Source organism: Pseudomonas guineae (assembly GCF_900113745.1).
Classification (GTDB): Bacteria; Pseudomonadota; Gammaproteobacteria; order Pseudomonadales; family Pseudomonadaceae; genus Aquipseudomonas; species Aquipseudomonas guineae.
On sequence record NZ_FOQL01000001.1, the window covers coordinates 1,959,745 to 1,979,549 of the forward strand.

At 59.0% G+C, this 19,805-nt stretch carries 20 protein-coding genes and 1 other RNA gene; 13 read left to right on the plus strand and 8 right to left on the minus strand.

Translation table 11 applies throughout. From position 1 onward, the window contains the following. Nucleotides 1-164 precede the first annotated feature (164 nt). Both hemB and ppk1 read left to right on the plus strand, forming a co-directional pair. Nucleotides 165-1,178, plus strand: a complete 1,014-nt coding sequence (gene hemB, locus BMZ32_RS08895) for a porphobilinogen synthase (RefSeq protein WP_090241420.1) — start codon at nucleotides 165-167, stop codon at nucleotides 1,176-1,178. Between the two features lie 18 nt (nucleotides 1,179-1,196). Further along, nucleotides 1,197-3,401, plus strand: a complete 2,205-nt coding sequence (gene ppk1, locus BMZ32_RS08900; protein WP_090241422.1) for a polyphosphate kinase 1 — start codon at nucleotides 1,197-1,199, stop codon at nucleotides 3,399-3,401. Nucleotides 3,402-3,473: 72 nt separating this feature from the next. Here the strand turns inward: ppk1 and ppx are convergent, their stop codons facing one another. Continuing rightward, a complete protein-coding gene (gene ppx / locus BMZ32_RS08905) occupies nucleotides 3,474-4,976 on the minus strand; it encodes an exopolyphosphatase (RefSeq protein ID WP_090241423.1) in 1,503 nt (500 codons plus the stop codon). 279 nt (nucleotides 4,977-5,255) lie between these two features. On the opposite strand from ppx, the gene trxA reads away from it, so the two are divergent. From trxA to BMZ32_RS08925, 4 genes are all read left to right on the plus strand, one after another. Next, nucleotides 5,256-5,582, plus strand: a complete 327-nt coding sequence (gene trxA, locus BMZ32_RS08910; RefSeq protein ID WP_090241426.1) for a thioredoxin TrxA — start codon at nucleotides 5,256-5,258, stop codon at nucleotides 5,580-5,582. A gap of 259 nt (nucleotides 5,583-5,841) precedes the next feature. Next, nucleotides 5,842-7,101, plus strand: a complete 1,260-nt coding sequence (gene rho / locus BMZ32_RS08915) for a transcription termination factor Rho (RefSeq protein ID WP_090241428.1) — start codon at nucleotides 5,842-5,844, stop codon at nucleotides 7,099-7,101. 136 nt (nucleotides 7,102-7,237) lie between these two features. Further along, on the plus strand, nucleotides 7,238-8,704 hold the full coding sequence (gene ubiD, locus BMZ32_RS08920; RefSeq protein ID WP_090241429.1) for a 4-hydroxy-3-polyprenylbenzoate decarboxylase: 1,467 nt from the start codon (nucleotides 7,238-7,240) through the stop codon (nucleotides 8,702-8,704). Next, nucleotides 8,704-9,672, plus strand: coding sequence for a CDP-6-deoxy-delta-3,4-glucoseen reductase (locus BMZ32_RS08925; protein ID WP_090241431.1), 969 nt, complete (start codon nucleotides 8,704-8,706; stop codon nucleotides 9,670-9,672). The genes ubiD and BMZ32_RS08925 overlap by 1 nt, the downstream gene beginning before the upstream one ends. A gap of 53 nt (nucleotides 9,673-9,725) precedes the next feature. On the opposite strand, the gene BMZ32_RS08930 is transcribed toward BMZ32_RS08925, so the two are convergent. Further along, nucleotides 9,726-10,703, minus strand: a complete 978-nt coding sequence (locus tag BMZ32_RS08930) for an NADPH:quinone oxidoreductase family protein (protein ID WP_090241433.1) — start codon at nucleotides 10,701-10,703, stop codon at nucleotides 9,726-9,728. Between the two features lie 158 nt (nucleotides 10,704-10,861). Between BMZ32_RS08930 and BMZ32_RS08935 the strand changes: the two genes are divergently transcribed. Further along, entirely contained in the window at nucleotides 10,862-11,281 is a 420-nt protein-coding gene (locus tag BMZ32_RS08935) for a flagellar basal body-associated protein FliL (protein ID WP_090241435.1), read from the plus strand. 24 nt (nucleotides 11,282-11,305) lie between these two features. Here the strand turns inward: BMZ32_RS08935 and BMZ32_RS08940 are convergent, their stop codons facing one another. Continuing rightward, nucleotides 11,306-11,755, minus strand: a complete 450-nt coding sequence (locus BMZ32_RS08940; RefSeq protein WP_090241436.1) for an EVE domain-containing protein — start codon at nucleotides 11,753-11,755, stop codon at nucleotides 11,306-11,308. A 167-nt stretch (nucleotides 11,756-11,922) separates the two neighbouring features. Between BMZ32_RS08940 and BMZ32_RS19630 the strand changes: the two genes are divergently transcribed. Beyond that, nucleotides 11,923-12,054, plus strand: a complete 132-nt coding sequence (locus tag BMZ32_RS19630; RefSeq protein WP_279626725.1) for a hypothetical protein — start codon at nucleotides 11,923-11,925, stop codon at nucleotides 12,052-12,054. A gap of 42 nt (nucleotides 12,055-12,096) precedes the next feature. Here the strand turns inward: BMZ32_RS19630 and BMZ32_RS08945 are convergent, their stop codons facing one another. The 4 genes from BMZ32_RS08945 to BMZ32_RS08960 form a co-directional block, all read right to left on the minus strand. Further along, on the minus strand, nucleotides 12,097-12,693 hold the full coding sequence (locus BMZ32_RS08945; protein WP_090241438.1) for a 5-formyltetrahydrofolate cyclo-ligase: 597 nt from the start codon (nucleotides 12,691-12,693) through the stop codon (nucleotides 12,097-12,099). A 49-nt stretch (nucleotides 12,694-12,742) separates the two neighbouring features. Then, nucleotides 12,743-12,921: non-coding RNA, 6S RNA (gene ssrS, locus BMZ32_RS08950), on the minus strand. Nucleotides 12,922-12,954: 33 nt separating this feature from the next. Then, nucleotides 12,955-13,269: a cell division protein ZapA gene (locus BMZ32_RS08955; protein WP_090241440.1), complete on the minus strand. Its 315-nt coding sequence runs from the start codon at nucleotides 13,267-13,269 to the stop codon at nucleotides 12,955-12,957. Further along, the gene (locus BMZ32_RS08960; RefSeq protein WP_090241441.1) at nucleotides 13,269-13,475 is read right to left on the minus strand and encodes a TIGR02449 family protein; all 207 of its coding nucleotides are present in this window, start codon (nucleotides 13,473-13,475) and stop codon (nucleotides 13,269-13,271) included. Before BMZ32_RS08960 ends, BMZ32_RS08955 begins: the two co-directional genes overlap by 1 nt. Before the next feature lie 292 nt (nucleotides 13,476-13,767). On the opposite strand from BMZ32_RS08960, the gene BMZ32_RS08965 reads away from it, so the two are divergent. Genes BMZ32_RS08965 through BMZ32_RS08985 form a run of 5 tightly spaced genes read left to right on the plus strand, consistent with a single transcriptional unit; the run spans nucleotide 13,768 to nucleotide 18,598 of the window. Next, nucleotides 13,768-14,322 (plus strand): YecA/YgfB family protein, encoded by a 555-nt coding sequence (locus BMZ32_RS08965; RefSeq protein ID WP_090241443.1) that lies wholly within the window; start codon nucleotides 13,768-13,770, stop codon nucleotides 14,320-14,322. A 33-nt stretch (nucleotides 14,323-14,355) separates the two neighbouring features. Beyond that, nucleotides 14,356-15,690 (plus strand): Xaa-Pro aminopeptidase, encoded by a 1,335-nt coding sequence (pepP, locus tag BMZ32_RS08970; protein ID WP_090241444.1) that lies wholly within the window; start codon nucleotides 14,356-14,358, stop codon nucleotides 15,688-15,690. A gap of 2 nt (nucleotides 15,691-15,692) precedes the next feature. Beyond that, nucleotides 15,693-16,880: a 2-octaprenyl-6-methoxyphenyl hydroxylase gene (gene ubiH, locus BMZ32_RS08975; RefSeq protein ID WP_090241446.1), complete on the plus strand. Its 1,188-nt coding sequence runs from the start codon at nucleotides 15,693-15,695 to the stop codon at nucleotides 16,878-16,880. A 3-nt stretch (nucleotides 16,881-16,883) separates the two neighbouring features. Next, nucleotides 16,884-17,366 carry a DUF4442 domain-containing protein gene (locus BMZ32_RS08980; protein WP_090241447.1) on the plus strand — a complete coding sequence of 161 codons (483 nt, stop codon included), beginning with the start codon at nucleotides 16,884-16,886 and terminating at the stop codon, nucleotides 17,364-17,366. A 14-nt stretch (nucleotides 17,367-17,380) separates the two neighbouring features. Continuing rightward, nucleotides 17,381-18,598 (plus strand): 2-octaprenyl-3-methyl-6-methoxy-1,4-benzoquinol hydroxylase, encoded by a 1,218-nt coding sequence (locus BMZ32_RS08985; protein WP_090241449.1) that lies wholly within the window; start codon nucleotides 17,381-17,383, stop codon nucleotides 18,596-18,598. Nucleotides 18,599-18,679: 81 nt separating this feature from the next. Here BMZ32_RS08985 and dctM read toward each other — a convergent pair. Then, nucleotides 18,680-19,805: C4-dicarboxylate TRAP transporter large permease protein DctM (dctM, locus tag BMZ32_RS08990; protein ID WP_090241450.1), on the minus strand; the 1,126-nt coding region annotated here is incomplete at its 5' end.

Below are 19,805 nucleotides of genomic sequence, written 5' to 3' on the forward strand. Positions count from 1 at the left end.
GTTGACACCGCGCACCGCCAACATATCTTCGCAATAGTCCCGGCGCTATGCTGGCTGAGCTTGCGGCAAGCGGTCGCAGTGCTGTCGTGCGTTGTCATACTTTGGTCATAATGGACGCTTATAACTGTCACACTCGCCCGTCGCTACGGGCTCTGGAGTCTGCCGTGAGCTTTACCCCTGCAAGCCGCCTGTTTCCCGCCACTCGCCTGCGCCGTAATCGCCGTGATGATTTTTCCCGACGACTGGTGCGTGAAAACCGCCTGAGTGTCGACGACCTGATTTTGCCGGTGTTCGTCCTCGACGGCGAAAACCGCCGTGAAGCGATTGCCTCTATGCCGGGTGTTGAGCGTTTGTCCATCGACCTGCTGCTCAAGGAAGCCGAACACTGGGTGGCCTTGGGTATTCCCGCGTTGGCGCTGTTCCCGGTGACGCCGCTGGAGAAGAAATCCTTGCTGGGTGAAGAAGCTTGGAACCCGGACGGCATCGCCCAGCGAGCAATTCGGGCCCTGCGCGCAAAATTCCCTGAGCTGGGAGTAATCAGCGACGTAGCCCTTGACCCGTTTACCACTCATGGTCAGGACGGCATTCTCGATGCTGACGGCTATGTGCAGAACGACATCACCGTTGATGCGCTAGTCAAGCAGGCGCTGTCGCATGCTGATGCCGGTGCCCAAGTGGTTGCGCCTTCGGACATGATGGATGGCCGCGTGCAGGCGATCCGTGAGGCCCTGGAGTTGGCTGATCACACTAACGTGCGCATCATGGCCTACTCGGCCAAGTATGCCAGCGCCTACTACGGCCCGTTTCGCGATGCGGTGGGTTCAGCGGCGAACTTGGGCAAGGCCAACAAGGCCAGCTACCAGATGGACCCAGCTAATAGCGATGAAGCCCTGCATGAAGTAGCGGCTGACTTGGCTGAAGGCGCGGACATGGTCATGGTCAAGCCGGGTATGCCCTATCTGGATATTCTTTGCCGGGTCAAAGCGGAATTCAAAGTGCCGACCTTTGTCTATCAGGTCAGCGGTGAGTACGCCATGCACATGGCGGCTATCCAGAATGGTTGGTTGAGCGAGGCGGTGATTCTCGAGTCACTGACCGCCTTCAAACGTGCGGGCGCTGATGGCATCCTGACTTATTTCGCCGTGCGCGCGGCAGAGCTACTGAAACAGGGGCACTAGCCCCTCCAGGAATTTTCAATGAACACCGAAGGACTCAGTACCCCTGAATTGCAAGACGCCCAGCCGGTCGTCGACGAGGTTGTAGCCGTGGAAACGCCTGTTATCGAAGCCCCCGCGCCGGTCGCGCCAGCGCCCGTGGTGATCCACAACCTGGATGACAGCAGCCTGTATATCCACCGCGAGCTGTCACAACTGCAATTCAATATCCGCGTGCTGGAGCAGGCGCTGGATGAGTCCTATCCACTGCTGGAGCGGCTTAAGTTCCTACTGATTTTCTCCAGCAACCTCGACGAATTCTTTGAAATCCGTGTTGCCGGCCTAAAGAAACAGATCAATTTCGCCCGCGAGCAGGCCGCTGCTGACGGCTTGCAACCGCACCAGGCGCTGGCACGGATTGCCGAGCTGGCGCACGAGCAGGTCGAGCGGCAGTACGCCATTCTCAATGACAACCTGTTCCCGGCGCTGGCCAAGCACAACGTTAACTTTATTCGCCGGCGCTTTTGGAATGCCAAGATCAAGGCCTGGGTGCGGCGTTATTTCCGCGATGAAATCGCGCCGATTATCACTCCGATCGGCCTCGACCCGACGCATCCATTCCCATTGCTGGTGAACAAGAGCCTGAACTTTATCGTTGAGTTGGAGGGTGTGGATGCCTTTGGCCGCGACTCCGGCTTAGCTATTATTCCCGCTCCGCGTCTGCTGCCGCGAGTGATCAAGGTGCCAGAAGATGTTGGCGGCCCTGGCGATAACTTTGTTTTCCTCTCGTCGATGATCCATGCCCATGCCGATGACCTGTTTCAAGGCATGAAGGTTAAAGGCTGCTACCAGTTCCGCTTGACCCGTAACGCCGACTTGTCGGTGGACACTGAGGACGTCGAAGACCTGGCCCGTGCCCTGCGTGGCGAGCTGTTCAGCCGCCGTTATGGTGATGCGGTGCGCTTGGAGGTGGTCGACAGTTGCCCGCAGCCGTTGCTCAATTACCTGCTCAAGCAGTTCAACCTGACCGAGTCGGAATTGTATCGGGTCAACGGCCCAGTCAACTTGACGCGGCTGTTCAGCGTCACCGGCCTGGAAAGCCACCCGGAGCTGCAGTACACGCCGTTCACCCCGGTGATTCCCAAGCTGTTGCAGAACGCCGAGAACATTTTCAGTGTGATCAGCAAGCAGGACATCCTCTTGCTGCATCCCTTTGAGTCGTTCACGCCGGTGGTCGATTTGCTGCGTCAGGCGGCAAAAGACCCGCATGTGTTGGCGATCAAGCAGACGCTGTATCGCTCTGGGGCCAACTCGGAAATCGTTGATGCGCTGGTAGACGCTGCACGTAACGGCAAGGAAGTTACGGCGGTCATCGAGCTGCGCGCGCGGTTCGATGAAGAGTCCAACCTGGCCTTGGCCAGTCGTCTACAGGCGGCCGGTGCGGTGGTGATCTACGGCGTAGTCGGCTTTAAGACCCACGCCAAAATGATGCTGATTCTGCGCCGAGAGAACGGTGATATCGTCCGCTACGCGCACTTGGGCACCGGTAACTACCATGCCGGCAACGCCAAGCTGTACACCGATTACAGCTTGCTCACCGCTGACGTGGCGCTCGGTGAGGACGTGTCCAAGTTGTTCAGTCAGTTGATCGGCATGGGTAAGACCCTGCGCATGAAGAAGCTGCTGCATGCGCCGTTCACCTTGAAAAAGACCCTGCTCGACATGATCGCCCGCGAAACCGCAACGGCCGCCGAAGGCAAGCCGGCGCATATCATGGCCAAGTTCAATTCGTTGACCGACGCCAAGATCATTCGTGCGCTGTACAAGGCCAGCCAGGCTGGGGTGAAAATCGAACTGGTGGTGCGTGGTATGTGTTGCTTGCGTCCGGGTATTGCCGGGGTCTCGCACAATATTCAGGTGCGCTCGATTATTGGGCGCTTTCTGGAGCACACGCGGGTGTTCTACTTCCTCAATGGCGGCGAAGAGCAGATCTACCTGTCCAGCGCCGACTGGATGGAGCGTAACCTCGACAAGCGCGTTGAGACCTGTTTCCCGGTGGAAGGTAAGAAGCTGATTCTGCGGGTCAAGAAGGAGTTGGAAAGCTACCTGACTGACAACACCCAGGCCTGGGTGCTGCAGTCAGATGGGCGCTACTTACGCTGTAGTCCGAGCGGTAACCAGAATCCGCGCAGCGCGCAGGCTGGTCTGCTGGAGAAACTTACCGCGCCGGTGATTAGCGCGCGATAAGACCGCTTGCAGCCATCTGCTGACCCTCTCCACGCTGGGCGGTGAGGGTGCCCAGCGCGCGGAAAGTCGGCGTCAGTGAACGCTCAGTTCAATGCCGACCCGCTTGAGCCACTCGGCTTCTTGGGTAAAGTCGGCATTGGTCAGTGGGTTGTTTTCCAGCCAGCCATCGGGGAATTGAATTTCCAGGCGCTGCTCGCGAGCCTTGAGTTGCACCTCAGGCATCGCTTGGTTACCGCGTATGTGGTGGAACAGGATGGCGAAGCGCAGCAGCACGCACAGGCGAATCAGCTTGATGCCTTCGCTGCCGAAGTCGGCAAACTTGTCCTTGGGGATGTTACGTCGATGGCCCCGCACCAATAAGGCGAGCATCTGCTGATCCTGGCGGGAGAAACCGGCCAGGTCGGAGTGCTCAACCAGATAAGCGCCATGCTTGTGGTACTGATAGTGGGCGATATCCAGGCCCACTTCATGGATCTTGGCTGCCCAGCTGAGCAGTTCACGGTGCCAGTCATCTTCTAATTGCCAATCAGCAGCGACCGTTTCCAGTGCCGAGAGCGCCTTGCTCTCGACCCGTGCCGCCTGATCCAAGTCGACGTGGTAACGCTCCATCAGCGAGCCTAGGGTGCGTTCACGCACATCCTCATGCTGATGGCGGCCCAGTAGGTCATACAGCACGCCTTCACGCAGTGCGCCTTCTGAGTGGCTCATGCGTTGGATATCGCAGGCGTCGAAGATGGCTTCGAGAATCGCTAGGCCCGCCGGGAAAATGCCGCGGCGATCGGCTTTGATGCCGTCGAGGTCGAGTTTTTCTGCTTCACCAATCTTGAACACTTTGCGTTTCAGCCAGGCCAGCCCTTCGGCATTGACCTCGCCCGAGCCAAGCCCGGCAGCCTGAATAGTCAGACCGATGGCCTTAATGGTGCCAGAGGCGCCCACTGCGTCTTTCCAGCCGAGGCGGCGCAGGGCGTGTTCGATGCCCATGATTTCAAGCCGGGCTGCGGTGTAAGCCTGGGCATAGCGCGCGGGAGTGATCTTGCCGTCCTTGAAGAAGCGCTGGGTAAAGCTCACGCAGCCCATTTGCAGGCTTTCGCGCAGCAGCGGTTCAAAGCGTTGACCGATGATGAATTCGGTACTGCCACCGCCAATATCGGCGACCAGACGTTTGCCAGGGGTGTCGGCAATGCTGTGCGACACGCCGAGGTAGATCAGTCGCGCTTCTTCACGGCCGGAAATGACTTCAACCGGATGGCCCAGAATTTCTTCGGCGCGGCGGATAAATTCGCCGCGGTTGCGCGCTTCACGCAGGGCGTTGGTGCCGACTACGCGCACTGCACCTTCTGGCAGGGTGGCGGTCAGCTGGGCGAAGCAGCGCAAGCAGTCAAGCCCACGCTGCATGGCCTCTTCACTGAGCAGGCGCTGCTCGTCAATGCCGGCGGCCAACTGGACCTTGTCGCCGAGGCGTTCTAGGATGCGGATCTCGCCGTGATCGGCTTTAGCCAGCACCATATGGAAGCTGTTGGAGCCCAGGTCGATAGCTGCAATCAAAGGGAAAGACTCGGCAGGGGTATGCGGCATGGCAGAACCATCTCAGAGCGGAACCATGTCATCGTGCCACGATAGCCTAGCCTCGCCAACGCATACTGATGTCGCATACGTCCTGCAATGGCGCCGTGTTGCGGCGCATGCAGCGCTAGCGCTGGGCTTGCCGGTGGTCTGAATAAATTGTCAGGTAAGTGCGCGCGTGGCTGTTTTAGGGTGAAGCAATAGAGAAGCTCAATTGCCACCGCCTTCCTGTGCGGAGAAAGCCGGGCTATGATGTCGCCATCTTTTTGCTTCTGAACACGGAGACTTTCCATGAGTGAGTTCATCACCAACGTCAGCGATGCCAGCTTCGACCAAGACGTCCTGCAGGCTGAAGGGCCGGTGCTGGTCGACTACTGGGCTGAGTGGTGCGGCCCGTGCAAGATGATCGCGCCGGTGCTCGATGAGATTGCCCAGACCTACCAGGGCAAGCTGAAAGTCTGCAAGTTGAACATCGATGAAAACCAGGACACCCCGCCGAAGTTCGGCGTGCGCGGCATCCCGACCCTGATGCTGTTCAAGAACGGCAATGTTGAAGCGACCAAGGTCGGTGCACTGTCTAAGTCGCAGCTAGCGGCCTTCCTCGACAGCAACATCTAAGTCGTAATGAGGCACTCGCATGCCCTAAAGGCCCCGCACATCGCGGGGCTTTTTTCTGTCTGAGCGCTGGACGTACGAATAAAACCGGTGTTACATTCGGCCTCGCTGTATTTCCTATGCAGCCCCCTGCAAGCCGTCGCCGACGCATTCCTACCCGAATCCTTCGATACATAAGCAGGCGATCAACTCGCCTTCTCAACGGCGCGGGCTCCCAAGCTAAATAGCTTATTTTCCCTCCTTCATGAATTACGTCATTCCTATGAATCTGACCGAACTCAAGCAAAAGCCGATTACCGAACTGCTGGAACTCGCTGAACAACAGGGCCTGGAAAACATGGCCCGTTCGCGCAAGCAGGACGTGATTTTCTCCCTGTTGAAAAAACACGCTAAAAGCGGTGAGGAAATCTCCGGTGATGGCGTGCTGGAGATTCTCCAGGACGGTTTCGGCTTTCTCCGCTCTGCGGATGCCTCGTATCTCGCTGGCCCCGATGACATCTATGTCTCGCCGAGCCAGATCCGCCGCTTTAACTTGCGTACTGGCGATACCATCGTCGGCAAGATACGCCCGCCGAAAGAAGGCGAGCGTTACTTCGCGCTGCTCAAAGTTGACACGATCAACTACGACCGCCCGGAAAACGCCAAGAACAAGATTCTCTTCGAGAACCTGACGCCGCTGTTCCCGACCAAGCGATTGATCATGGAAGCCGGAAACGGCTCCACCGAAGACATCACCGGCCGGGTGATCGACCTCTGTGCACCGATCGGTAAAGGCCAGCGCGGTCTGATCGTGGCGCCGCCGAAAGCCGGCAAAACCATCATGCTGCAGAACATCGCGGCGAACATTGCGCGTAACAACCCTGAGTGCCACCTGATCGTTCTGCTGATCGACGAGCGCCCGGAAGAAGTAACCGAAATGCAGCGCACTGTGCGCGGCGAAGTGGTTGCCTCGACGTTCGATGAGCCGCCAACCCGCCATGTGCAGGTTGCCGAGATGGTTATCGAGAAGGCTAAACGCCTGGTTGAGCACAAGAAGGATGTGGTTATCCTGCTCGATTCCATCACCCGCCTGGCGCGCGCTTACAACACCGTGATCCCAAGCTCCGGCAAGGTCCTCACCGGTGGTGTCGATGCCCACGCGTTGGAGAAGCCAAAGCGCTTCTTCGGTGCGGCGCGTAATATCGAGGAAGGCGGTTCGCTGACCATCATCGCCACCGCGCTGGTAGAAACCGGCTCGAAGATGGATGAAGTGATCTACGAAGAGTTCAAAGGCACGGGCAACATGGAACTGCCGCTGGACCGTCGTATCGCTGAAAAGCGCGTGTTCCCTGCGATCAACATCAACCGCGCCGGTACCCGTCGCGAAGAACTGCTGACCGCCGATGACGAGCTGCAGCGCATGTGGATTTTGCGCAAGCTGCTGCACCCGATGGATGAAATTGCCGCCATCGAGTTCCTTACCGACAAGTTGAAAGCGACCAAGACGAACGAAGAGTTCTTCCAGTCGATGAAGCGCAAGTAAGACGCGCCGCGTCCTACAACAAAAGCCGGGGGAAGCCCGGCTTTTGTGTCTCTGGATATTGGCTTTCCCTTCTGAAAGACCGAGTTCGGCGCTAAACTTTGCGGCCCTATTGCTCCGCCCGAAACGAGGCATCTGCATGCAGTATCGTGACCTGCGCGATTTTATTCGCGGCCTGGAAGAGCGTGGTGAACTCAAGCGTATTCAAACGCCGGTTTCCCCTGTGCTGGACATGACCGAAATCTGCGACCGCACCCTGCGTAAGGGCGGACCAGCCTTGTTGTTTGAAAACCCCACGGGCTTCGACATGCCGGTGCTCGGTAACCTATTCGGCACGCCCAAGCGCGTGGCCTTGGGCATGGGCGCGGAAGAGGTCAGTGAGCTGCGCGAAATCGGTAAGCTGCTGGCCTTTCTCAAAGAGCCCGAGCCACCGAAAGGGCTGAAGGATGCGTGGAGCAAGCTGCCGATTTTCCGCAAGGTGCTGGCCATGGCACCAAAAGTGGTCAAGGACGCACCCTGCCAGGAAGTGATCGAAGAAGGCGATGACGTTGACCTCGGCAAGCTGCCGGTGCAGACCTGCTGGCCGGGTGATGTGGGCCCGCTGATTACCTGGGGCCTGACGATCACCAAAGGTCCGAACAAAGAGCGGCAGAACCTCGGCATCTATCGCCAGCAGGTTATCGGCCGTAACAAGCTGATCATGCGCTGGCTCAGCCACCGTGGCGGTGCTCTGGATTTCCGTGACTGGTGCCAGAAATACCCGGATCGTCCTTATCCTGTGGCGGTGGCGCTGGGTGCCGACCCCGCGACTATCCTCGGCGCCGTAACGCCGGTCCCGGATACCTTGTCCGAATATGCCTTTGCCGGCCTGCTGCGCGGCAACAGGACCGAGCTGGTGAAGTGTCGCGGCAGTGATTTGCAGGTCCCAGCCAGCGCCGAAATCGTCCTTGAGGGGGTGATTCATCCGGGCGAAATGGCCCCGGAGGGGCCGTATGGCGATCACACCGGCTATTACAATGAGGTCGATAGCTTCCCGGTGTTTACCGTTGAGCGCATCACTCGCCGGCAAAAGCCGATTTATCACAGCACCTACACGGGCCGCCCACCAGACGAACCGGCGATTCTTGGCGTGGCGCTAAATGAAGTATTTGTGCCGATTTTGCAGAAACAGTACCCCGAGATCGTTGACTTCTACCTGCCGCCGGAAGGCTGCTCCTACCGCATGGCGGTGGTGACCATCAAGAAGCAGTATCCCGGCCACGCCAAGCGCGTGATGCTCGGTGTCTGGTCGTTCCTGCGCCAGTTCATGTACACCAAGTTCGTTATCGTCACCGACGACGATATCAACGCACGGGATTGGAATGACGTGATCTGGGCGATCACCACGCGCATGGATCCCAAGCGCGACACGGTGTTGATCGACAATACGCCGATTGATTACTTGGACTTTGCTTCGCCGATCTCCGGCCTCGGTTCGAAGATGGGCCTGGACGCCACGCATAAGTGGCCAGGTGAAACCAGCCGCGAATGGGGCCGAGCTATTGTTCAGGATGAAGCGGTCAAGCAGCGCGTTGATGCGCTGTGGTCTGAGTTGGGAATTGATTGATGAAAGTTACCCTGAAGCCTTCAGGTGCAGTGCTTGAAGTACAGCCTCGCGAGCGCATTCTCGATGCGGCACGGCGGCTGGGTTACGACTGCCCGCAGAGCTGCCGCAATGGCAACTGCCATATCTGTGCCGCGCTGTTGGTTGAAGGTCGTGTGCAGCAGAATGGCGTTGAGTTGGGCCATGGTGAGCTATTTGCTTGTCTGGCCGAGCCGCTGCAGGACTGCGTGTTGCATTGGGATGGCGTATTGGCCCCTGGCGAGTTACCGGTGCTCGAGTTTGCTTGCCAGGTCGTCGCCTGCGATGACTTAGGCGGTGATGTGTTTCGCCTGCGCCTGAGTACCCCTGCCGGCAGGGTGCCGCGCTATCACGCCGGACAATATCTGCTGCTACAGCGCGATGGCGATGATTATGCGGCCTTTTCCCTGGCATCGGCTCCGCACTGCGGCCGTGAGCTGGAGTTGCATGTGCTGGCCCGGGATGAGGCGACTATCACTCTCGTGAATCAGTTGCAAAGTACTGGTTTGGTCAGGGTGAAACTGCCGTTCGGTGATACCCACTTGGCCGAGCTGCCGGATGGACCGCTGGTACTGATTGCTGCCGGTACCGGTATGGCGCAGATGCACAGCTTGATCGAGCATTGTCGGGCGATTGGTTTTGCCCACCCGGTACACCTCTACTGGGGCGCGCGCCGCCCAGAAGACTTTTACGAAGTGGGACATTGGGCGCAGTGGCTACAAGTGCCCAATCTGTTCCTGCATCAGGTGGTCAGTGATCAGTGCGGCTGGCAAGGGCGTTGCGGCCTGCTGCATGAGGCGGTGCGTGAAGACTTTGTCGACCTTAACGCGCTACACGTCTATGCCAGCGGCTCGCCAGCGATGGTTTACGCCACTTTGGATGCCTTGGTCGACGCGGGTATGGATGCCCATCAAATGCGCGCAGACGTCTTCGCCTACGCGCCACGTGGTTAACCGCGCTTAAACCAAAAAGGCCGCCTGATGGGCGGCCTTTTTGATTGTGGCGTCTAGCGTACCTTAACCACGACTTTGCCCACGGCTTTGCGTTGGCCGAGCATGTTGATCGCGTCAGCGGCCTGCGTCAGTGGGAAGGTTTGCGAAACCAGCGGCTTAAGTTTGCCTTCGGCGTGCCAGGCAAACAGTTGCTGGAAGTTAGCGGCATTGTCCTGTGGCTGGCGTTGGGCGAAAGCGCCCCAGAACACCCCTACTACAGCGGCGCCCTTGAGCAGTGTCAGGTTAACGGGTAGCTCGGGGATGCGTCCGCTAGCGAAACCGACCACCAGTAAGCGGCCATTCCAGGCGATGCTGCGGATAGCTGCATCGAACAGGTCTCCACCGACCGGATCATAGATTACGTCCGCGCCCTGACCACCGGTCAAGCGCTTCACTTCCTCTTTGAGGTTGCTCTCGCTGTAGTTGATCAGCTCATCGGCACCGGCGGCTTTGGCCACCTCAAGCTTTTCGGGGCTGCTTGCGGCGGCAATCACCTTGGCACCCATAGCCTTACCGATTTCTACCGCTGCCAGGCCGACGCCGCCGGAGGCGCCGAGCACCAACAGGGTTTCCCCTTGCTGTAGGTTGGCGCGTTGCTTGAGTGCATGCATCGAGGTGCCGTAGGTCATGCCGAAGGCGGCGGCGCTGGCGAAGTCCATGCTGGCGGGCACAGGCATGACGTTGTAGCCAGGTACGGCGACTTCTTCGGCAAAACTGCCCCAGCCGGTCAGGGCCATGACTCGGTCACCGACTTTCAGGTGGCTGACTTTTTCGCCAACAGCCTTGACCACGCCGGATGCCTCGCCACCTGGAGAAAACGGGAAGGGTGGTTTGAACTGATATTTACCCTCAATGATCAGCGTATCGGGAAAATTGACCCCGGCCGCATGCACTTCCAGCAGCACTTCGTTTTTCTTCGCTTCGGGGCTGGCGATTTCTTCCAGTACCAGGGTTTCGGCGGGGCCGAAGGCTTTGCACAGCACGGCTTTCATCGGGCTTTTCCTCTGCGGTTAATAGCCATGCAGTGTAGGTGCGAAGGGGGTACGGTCAATCAGCATGCCTACGCCTGATGGTCGTGCATAAGCCTGGGGCTTGGGCCAGCGCCTGACTGTGGCTATGCTAGGCGCTGAACTCTTGAGGAATACCGCCTGTGAAAGTCTGGATCGCTCTGCTGTTGGCTCTGTCCATGCCCTTGATGGCGCAAGCCTCGGGAAGCAAAGAAGAGGCCGAAGGTGAAGAGGGCGCTGCGTCTGCAGTGTCCTACGTCACCCTAGTGCCAGCCTTGGTAGGGAATTTTGGCGACGGCCCCAAACTCAAGTTCTTTAAGGCGGACCTGTCCTTGCGCGTTACCGGTAAGGATGTGGAAGAAAAGGTCAAACATCATGAGCCGCTGATCCGTAACCAACTGGTCATGCTGTTTTCCCAGCAAACGGAAGAGGCCATGGCTGCTCCTGGCGCTCGGGAAACCTTGCGTACCGAGGCGCTCAAGCAGGTACAGGGCGTGCTTAACCAAGAAGAAGGCAAGCCGCTGGTTGAAGACCTGTTGTTCAATAATTTAATTATTCAATAAGCGCTTACCTGGCACTGCACCTTTTTAGCGCAGCGCCAGGGTGGCTGCCCATTCCTCAGCGCTGACCGGCATGACGGAGAGGCGGCTGCCCTTCTGCACCAACGGCAACTCCAGTAGTGCACTCTGGGCTTTCAGCTGTGCCAGGGGGATGACGCGTTTGAACGCCTCGACAAAGGCTACTTCGACCGCGCTCCAGGGATTTTTAGCCGCGCTGGCTTTAGCGTCGAAATAGTGGCTGTCCGGCTCTAGTGCGGTGGGGTCGGGGTAGGCGGCGGACACAGTGCGAGCGATGCCGGCAATCCCAGGCTCCGGGCAGCTGGAGTGATAAAAAAACAATAAGTCGCCTGGCTGCATGCTGCGCAAGAAGTTGCGCGCCTGGTAATTACGCACGCCATCCCAGCGCGTTTGCTCAAGACGCTGCAGGTCGTGAATCGACAGCTCGTCGGGTTCTGATTTCATTAGCCAATAAGGCATGAACTTTGCTCCTGTGTTCCAGTCCGTTAACGGGAGCCGGCTTTGTGCTGGTTATTTGCCATTTGTTGTATCGGTAAATTGGCTATGTAGATGGCTGCCGCTGCTGGGCCTATAACAATAATTGCCGCGGCTACACCGCGCTGTGCCTTTGAAGGGGGAGGCATTCGATGAAACGTAAACCAGATGTGTTGTGGGTATTGGTGATTCTGTTCAGCCTGGGCGTGGTAACCACGGGTTACACCCAGAGTCTGTGGGAGCACCAACCAGCGCCGGTTACGCAGCCCAACGTGGCAGGCTGAACCGGTTGGGTACCGCATGGAGCGCGGTACCACCCTCGCCATTCAATACCATGCCTTGTCCGTCACGGTGCCTTGCAACGGCACGTCCCAACTGGCCATGGTCAGTCGCTCAACCTGCTGACATTCATGTGCCAGACCCAGCAATGTCGGTTTGTGCCAATTTTTGCGCAGCCTGCGAAAGGCCAAGCTGCGGTCATAAAATCCTCCCCCCATGCCTAGGCGTGCGCCATGGCGGTCGAAGCCAACTAATGGGAGCAGCACTAAATCCAGTGTCCAAGTCTTACGTTGCCGTTGGCAGTTGCGCCGTGGCTCGTAAATACCAAAGCGATTTTTCCGCAAGGGCTCGCCGGCGCGCACGCGTTGAAACACCATTTTACTGCGCGGCCAGGGGTTGAGGACTGGTAAGTAGGTGGCTTTGCCGCGCTGCTGTGCAGCACGCAGTAAGGCACGCGGGTCGATCTCGCCATCATTGGGTAGGTACATGGCAATCTGCCGCGACCGGCGAAACAGGGGATGTTGCGCCAGTTGTTTATATAAGCCATGCGCGGCCTGTCGTTGGGCGTGGCAGCTGAGTGCTCGACGCTTTACTCGCAGGTGGCGGCGCAGCTGTGCGCGGCTTAGGGCAGTGGTATCAAGCATGGGCGGTGGCTGTAGCAGTTGCCGCGTAGGGGCCGCTGGCTGGGAAAAGTGACTCCCCGACGTGCCGCTGTCGGCTTAGCCCTTGAACCCGAAAGTTCAAGGTGGAGGTTGCAGGAGACCTTAAGGCTTTCCGTCGAGCGGACATGCACACCGGTCTCAACTTGCAACCCCCGGGGTTGTGCGAATCGGCTCAGGGACATGACCAACTGGCGCACACTTCAGGGAGCGGTCGCCAGTATACCCGAAACTGCAGGTGCACAATCAGCTGCCCTGCTCATTGGGGTCTTGGGCAAGAGCGTTGTCGACGCGATTAAGCAGGCTACGCAGCTGTTCACGGTTCGCGCCGGCCTGATGATCAAGGTGTTGCTGTTTGTGTAATAGGTCATGGCTGATGTTCAGCGCGGCCATCACGGCGACGCGGTCGGCGCCGATGACTTTGCCGCTTGAGCGGATCTCGCGCATCTTGCCATCCAGGTAGCGCGCAGCGCTCTCCAGATTGCTGCGTTCATCGCTCGGGCAAGCGATGCAATATTCTTTGTCCATGATCTGGACGGTCAAGGTATTCGACTGGGACATTAATCCTGCTCCAAGGCTTTAAGGCGCGAAATCATGGATTCGACCTTGTGCCGGGCCATTTCGTTCTTTTCAATTAGGTGGGCACGTTCTTCGCGCCAAGCTTTTTCGCTCGCCAGAAGCTGTCGGTTCTGCGCTTTGAGCTGCTCGGCACGCTGGATTAGCAAGTCCAGCTTGGTCGTAAGAGCCTGCAGGTCGACGTCTTCCATGGTTCTCTACTCGTGCTAGGTGAGTGGGCTGGCAAGTGAAAATAACGTCTTTAGGGTGGCTTCGACAGTGCGGACGAGGCGCGGTGCCCTTAGGTGGCGTATTTAGCAGTGTGGAGCAGATTGGCGTTAACGATTGATGCATTTCATCCGCTGATTGCGCTGCGGTGATTGTCCTTACCCGGAGCGACCTATGCATGCCCGCCGAGCCACTCGGATAGTCTTGGCAGGCTTGCCGGTGCTAGGATACAAGGCCTCCATTCTAGTGATTGCGCAGCTTTGCGCCTAGTTATCTATGCCAACTTCAAATTCGCCGTATTCCGCTTTTGCCGCGCTACTTGCCAGCAGCGGCCACACCGTTTCCCCTGCCGAGTTGCACGGCCTATTGCTTGGCCGCAGCTGTGCGGGTGCCGGCTTCGAAATCGACTCCTGGCTAGTGGATGCCGCCGAGCTGCTCGGCGCTGCGCCGGAAGATACTGTGCGCCAAGCGCTGATTGGCCTGCAGGAAATGGTCAAGGGCGAGCTGACCAGCAACGATGTCACCGTAGTGCTGCTGTTGCCCAGCGACGATGCGCCGCTTAGCGAGCGCGCTGTGGCTCTGGGACAATGGTGTCAGGGCTTCCTCGGCGGCTTTGGTTTAACTGCCCGTGACAGCGCCCTCAGTGCTGAAGCTATGGAAGTGCTGCAAGACCTCTCGGCAATTTCTCAGGTGCAGAATGCCCTGGAAGAGTCTGAGGACGGTGAAACTGATTACATGGAAGTGATGGAGTACCTGCGTGTTGCACCGCTGCTGCTGTTCAGCGAGTGCGCTAAACCTGAAGTCGCCGCGGCAAAACCGTCGCTGCATTGATTTTCATGCAATAAGAATTGGACTCAACTGCCCATGATCAGCATCCCCAAGTCGGAATACGCCCGTCGGCGCAAGGCGCTGATGGCGCAGATGGAGCCCAATAGCATCGCGATTCTGCCGGCGGCGCCGGTGTATATCCGTAATCGCGATGTTGAGCACATTTATCGTCAGGATAGCGATTTTCAGTACCTCTCCGGCTTTCCTGAGCCGGAGGCGGTAATTGCGCTGATTCCGGGGCGTGAACATGGCGAGTACGTGTTGTTCTGCCGTGAACGTGACCCCCTGCGTGAGATGTGGGATGGCCTGCGCGCCGGCCAAGACGGTGCAATCAACCACTACGGCGCGGATGATGCGTTCCCTATTGGTGATATCGACGACATTCTGCCGGGGCTAATCGAAGGTCGTGACCGGGTCTATTCCTCCATGGGCACCAACCATGAATTCGACCGTCAGCTGATGGAGTGGATCAATGTGATCCGCTCCAAGGCGCGCCAGGGCGCGACGCCGCCCAATGAGTTCGTCACCCTTGAACATCTGCTGCATGACCTGCGTCTCTACAAGTCAGCGGCGGAAGTCAAAGTCATGAAGGAAGCGGCTGACATCTCCTGCCGCGCCCATGTGCGAGCCATGCAGGCCAGCCGCGCCGGGTTGTTCGAATACCACCTGGAAGCCGAGCTGGATTATGAGTTCCGCAAGGGCGGGGCGAAGATGCCGGCCTATGGTTCCATCGTCGCGGCGGGCAAAAATGCCTGCATCCTGCATTACCGCGAGAACGATGCCGTGCTGAAAGATGGCGATCTGGTGTTGATCGACGCGGGCTGTGAGATCGACTGCTACGCCAGTGACATCACCCGGACCTTTCCGGTCAGTGGCAAATTCTCCTCTGAGCAGAAAGCCATCTACGAGCTGGTGCTGGCCTCCCAGGAAGCTGCGTTCAAGGACATCGGCCCAGGCAAACACTGGAATCAGGCCCATGAGGCCACTGTGCAAGTGATTACCGCCGGGTTGGTCGAGTTGGGTCTGCTGCAGGGCGAGGTTACCGAACTGATTACCGCCGAGGCCTACAAGCCCTTCTATATGCACCGCGCCGGCCATTGGTTGGGCATGGATGTGCACGATGTCGGCGAGTACAAGGTCGGCGGCGAATGGCGCGAGCTGGAAGTTGGCATGGCCATGACCGTCGAACCGGGCATCTATATCGCCGTGGACAATCTTGATGTGGCGAAGAAATGGCGCGGCATCGGTGTGCGTATCGAGGATGACGTGGTGGTGACTAAGAGTGGCTGCGAGATTCTCACCCGCGGTGTGCCGAAAACTGTCGCTGAAATCGAAGCGCTGATGGCTGCCGCTCGCAGCGCGGCGGCTTAAGCATGCAGCGGGTGGATGTCGCCATCATCGGTGGCGGCCTGGTTGGCGCCAGCCTCGCTGTAGCCCTGCAGGCCGAAGCCAAACAGCGCGGTTGGAGTATTTGTCTGATTGAGCCATTTACTCCGGGCGTTGGCTATCAGCCGAGTTATGACGCCCGTTCAACGGCGCTGTCCTTTGGATCCCAGCAGATCTATCAACGCCTTGGTCTGTGGTCGCACATCAGCCAGCGTGCCGAGCCGATAAAGCAGATTCATATATCCGACCGTGGTCGCTTTGCTGCCGCGCGCCTGAGCGCCGACGAAGAAGGCGTGCCGGCGCTGGGCTATGTGGTAGAAAACGCCTGGCTCGGCGAATGCCTGTGGCAGGCGCTGGACCCGCACGTGGTGAGTTGGTGCAGCCCGGCTCAGGTCACGCGAATCCACGCGCTGGCGGATGGCTACCGTCTGACCCTGGACGATGGTAGTGAGCTTGAGTGCAACCTGGCGGTCATGGCCGAGGGTGGCCGCTCTGGCTTGCGTGAACAGCTGGGTATCGATGTCAGCACCACACCCTATGGACAGAGCGCATTGATCGCCAACGTCAGCCCACAAGAGGCGCATAACGGCTTGGCCTTTGAGCGGTTTACCGAAGAGGGGCCAATGGCCCTGTTGCCATTGGCAGATAAGCGCTGTGCATTGGTCTGGACCCGCGCCACGCAAGAGGCCGAGCGCTTAATGGCGCTTGACGATGTTGCGTTTCTCGTCGAGTTGCAGCAGGCCTTCGGCTACCGCTTAGGCAGCCTGCGTCAGGTTGGTACGCGCTATCTTTATCCGCTGGCCCTGACTACCGCGAAAGAGCAGGTGCGCAAGCACTTGGTGGTGCTCGGCAATGCCGCGCACAGCCTGCATCCGATTGCCGGGCAGGGCTACAACCTATCGCTGCGCGACACCCTGATGCTGGCAGAAACCCTAGTGGAGAGTGCCGCGCCGCTCGGCGAGCTGGCTACCTTGCAGCGTTATTTGAGTCGTCAGCAGAGCGACCAGCAACTCACGGTAGGCTTTTCTGATCAGGTCACTCGATTATTCAGTACCGGACAGCCGCTGCTGGCGACCGGGCGCAATCTCGGTTTACTCGGCCTGGATTTGCTCCCCCCGGCAAAACGTTGGTTCGCCCGCCAGGCCATGGGCCTCGGCATCCGCTCGGAGTCTTGAGGCATGTCGGCGAAGAGATTGGCGCGCAAGGCACGGCTGCTGCGCTGGGCGATGAACCTGTACCCGCCTTACTTGGGGGCGGGTGTACGGGTGCGGCAGATCAGCGCGGACTTCCGCCAGGTGCAGGTGAGGATGGGGCTCGGCTGGTATAACCGCAACTATGTCGGTACCCAGTTCGGTGGCAGCCTGTACTCGATGACTGACCCGTTTTTCATGCTGATGATCATGGAAAACCTTGGGCGTGACTTCATCGTCTGGGACAAAGCCGCGCACATCGACTTTATCGCGCCCGGCAAAGGCCCCGTTTACGCCGACTTTAGCATCGACGCATCGTTGCTTGCCGATATCCGCAAGCACACAGCAGAGGGCGATAAATACCTGCCCGAACTGCATGTGGAGGTGCGCGATGGCAGCGGCACGCTGGTGGCGCGGGTGCACAAAACTCTCTACGTGCGGCTCAAGCCGCGCGCTCGGCAGGCAGCCTGAACAAGGAATATGTGATGCAAGCGGATCTGATCATCGTTGGCGCAGGCATGGTGGGCAGCGCCCTGGCGCTGGCCCTACAAGATCAGGGGTTGGATATTCTGCTGGTCGATGGTAGCCCGCTCAGCGTCAAACCCTTCGACCCGCAAATTGCCTTCGAGCCGCGGGTCAGTGCACTGTCGGGTGCGAGCCAGCGTATTCTTCAGCGGCTCGGCGTGTGGGACGGTATTACCGCACGGCGCGTCAGCCCCTATGGCGAGATGCAGGTGTGGGACGGCTCAGGCACCGGACAAATCCACTTCAGCGCGGCCAGCGTGCATGCCGAGGTGCTCGGCCATATTGTCGAGAACCGCGTGGTGCAGGATGCACTGCTTGAGCGTTTGCACGACAGTCCGGTGGGCCTGCTGGCCAATACTCGGGTCGAGCAACTACGCCGTTCTGGCGATGGCTGGTTGCTGAGCCTGAATGACGGTCGCGAACTACGTGCGCCGTTGCTGATTGCCGCAGACGGCGCTAACTCGGCGGTGCGTCGTCTGGCCGGTTGCGCCACTCGTGAATGGGACTATCTGCACCACGCCATCGTCACTAGTGTGCGTTGCAGCAAGCCGCATCAGGCCACGGCCTGGCAGCGCTTTACCGATGACGGCCCGCTGGCTTTTTTACCGCTGGCTGGACCCGAGGGTGAGCATTGGTGTTCGATCGTCTGGTCGGTGACCCCAAGCGAAGCCGAACGGCTGATGGCCCTGGATGAGCACGGTTTTCGCCGTGCCTTGGGTTTTGCCTTCGAGCATCGCCTCGGTGATGTGCTGCATGCCAACGCGCGCCTGTGTATCCCGCTGCGGCAACGGCATGCAAAGCGCTATGTCGAAGAGGGCTTGGCGCTGATTGGCGATGCCGCACACAGCATTCATCCGCTGGCGGGACAGGGCGTCAACCTGGGCTTTCTCGATGTGGCAGTACTGGCCGAGGTGCTGCTGCATGCCGCGCAGCGGGGTGAGCGCCTGAGTGATAGCAAGGTGCTGAGCCGTTACGAGCGCCGGCGCATGCCGCACAATCTGGCGATGATGGCCGCGATGGAGGGCTTTGAGCGCTTGTTCCAGGCTGACCCATTGCCGCTGCGTTTGCTGCGTAACACTGGGCTGAACTGGGTGGACGGTCTGCCGGAAGCCAAGGCGCTGTTTGTGCGTCAGGCCCTGGGGCTGTCGGGCGACCTGCCCGATCTGGCGCGGGTTTAACCCTGAGTGTTTTCTAGGTGAAAAAAAGCCCGGCGCTAAGGCCGGGCTGAAACAGTACAAGGATTACATCGGGTGTTGCTGTCAGTTCATGCCCAGCCAGTTGGGCAGCGCCATGGAAACAGCAGGCACATAGGTGATGATCATCAGGAAACCGAGCAACAGCATCAGCCACGGCCAGGCGGCCTTGATCACCGCCGTTAGCGGCATGCCAGTCACCGCCGAGGTGACAAACAAATTCAGCCCCACGGGTGGCGTAATCAGACCTATCTCCATGTTCACCACCATGATGATGCCCAGGTGAATCGGGTCGATACCCAGCTGTACTGCAATCGGGAAGAGGATCGGCGCGAGAATCAGGATGATCGCCGACGGTTCCATAAAGGCCCCTGCCACTAGCAGCACGACGTTCACCACCAGCAGGAACTGCCAAGGCTGCAGGCCCATCTCGATCACCCAGGCGGTAATGGTCTGGGGGATCTGCTCAGTGGTCAGTACGTGAGCAAACAACATAGCGTTGGCGATGATGAACATCAGCATGATGGTCAGCTTGCCGGAGTCCAGCAACACCTTGGGGCACTCGCGAATCGTCATGTCTTTGTACACAAACAGCGCGACGAAGCCGGCATACACTGCCGCTACCGCAGCGGCTTCGGTCGGTGTGAACATGCCGGAATAGATGCCGCCGAGGATGATCACCATCAACAGCAAGCCCCAGACGGCTTTTCGCGCCGTAGTCAGCAACTGACGTAGGCTGGCGCGCGGCATAGCCGGCAGGTCCATCTTCCGCGCGACGATATAAATCGCCACCATCAGCGCCACGCCCAGCAGTAAGCCCGGGATGACGCCGGCCATAAACAGCTTACCCACCGACTGCTCGGTTGCCGCGGCATACACCACCATCACAATCGAGGGTGGAATCAGAATGCCCAGCGTACCGGCGTTACAGACGATGCCCGCGCCAAAGGCCTGCGGATAACCGGAGCGCACCATGCCGGCGATGGCAATCGAACCCACCGCCGCCACCGTAGCGGGCGACGAACCTGACAGCGCTGCAAACAGCATGCAGGCCATCACCGCAGAAATCGCCAAGCCGCCGCGGATATGACCGACGCAGGCGTTGGCGAAATCGATCAGGCGCTGGGCCACACCGCCGGTGGTCATAAACGCACCGGACAGCAGGAAGAACGGAATCGCCAGCAGGGTGTAG